Genomic DNA, 746 nt, shown 5'->3' with positions numbered 1-746 from the left:
TACTGGCCCATTCCAAATTATCGTACCCGCACTTTTCAGTATTTCCGCCAAGCTCTCAGAGGTTGCCGGGCCGATATCAAAAATCATATCGCCTTCATCTACCTCATCAGAATTTTTCGTTGTCGCAACTGCAGACTCTGAAAACTCACTACCAACCACGACGTCTGTAGGCAATGGGATATGAGTCTTTTCGCTAAGAGCTTTAGCCTTGGGAATTAAATCTTCCTCACACAAAGACTTACCAACAGCCTTGCCATCAGCAGCTAAAAAGGTATTAGCAATACCGCCACCGACAATTAGCTGGTCAACAATATCAGAAAGTGACTCAAGCACTGTTAATTTAGTGGAGACTTTGGAACCACCAACAATAGCAACTAAAGGTCGCTTAGGTTCTTTTAATGCTTTTCCTAAAGCATCCAGTTCAGCAGCAAGCAAAGGGCCTGCGCAGGCAACAGGGGCAAATTTGCCGACACCATGCGTAGATGCTTGTGCGCGATGAGCGGTTCCGAAAGCATCCATCACATAAATATCACAAAGCTTTGCATAGGCCTTTGACAAAGCCTCATCATCTTTCTTTTCACCAACGTTAAATCTAACATTTTCAAATAACACAACGTCGCCGTCATTCAGACCGTCTGTATCCTGCCAATCTTTTAGTACTGGAATATCTTTACCGAGCAGATCGGACATATGACTAGCAACGGGCGCCAGTGAAAAAGCCTCATCATACTCACCCTCAGTTGGTC

At 44.8% G+C, this 746-nt stretch carries 1 protein-coding gene; it reads right to left on the bottom strand.

Annotated elements, in window-relative coordinates:
- Window positions 1-746 (bottom strand): phosphoglycerate kinase (pgk, locus tag A3729_RS06120; protein WP_156497728.1); only part of this gene is annotated, 746 nt, incomplete at both ends.

The sequence above is a fragment of the Oleiphilus sp. HI0043 genome (genome assembly GCF_001634935.1).
This window is presented reverse-complemented; position numbering and strand designations above follow the sequence as displayed.